General features: G+C 48.4%; 1 protein-coding gene. It reads left to right on the forward strand.

Annotated features, from left to right (window positions below; genetic code table 11):
* Nucleotides 1-418: translesion error-prone DNA polymerase V autoproteolytic subunit (gene umuD / locus R7Q09_RS28780; RefSeq protein ID WP_318144288.1), on the forward strand; the 418-nt coding region annotated here is incomplete at its 5' end.
* Between the last annotated feature and the right edge of the window lie 82 nt (nt 419-500).

The raw sequence follows: 500 nt of genomic DNA on the forward strand, positions 1-500 counted from the left end.
ACTTGCCTTCATCAAAGCCAAGCGCCTTCGTATTCCATTGTTCATGGAACGTGTTTCTGCTGGTTTTCCTTCACCAGCGCAGGATTATGTTGAGCAAACGCTCGACCTCAACGAGCTGTGCATCAAGCGACCGGCTGCAACGTTCTTTGTGCGTGTTGAAGGTGATTCAATGATTGATGCCGGGATTCACCCAGATGATATTTTGGTGGTTGATCGTTCTGTTCAAGCAGAACACGGTGACATTGTCATCGCTGGCATCCATGGTGAACTCACGGTAAAGGAGCTTCAACTAAGGCCGTGCGTCAAGCTGATCCCAAGAAGCCGGGCGTATGAACCTATCCATATTCCCGAAGGGACAGAGTTAGAGATATTTGGTGTGGTCACCAATGTGGTGCGAAACATGCGCCGTAAGTCGTGACTATCCCATGCCTGTATTTGCCTTGGTGGACTGCAACAATTTTTACGCCAGTTGTGAGAAGCTGTTTCGTCCTGATTTAAAA

This window comes from Vibrio sp. 2130-1 (genome assembly GCF_033339515.1).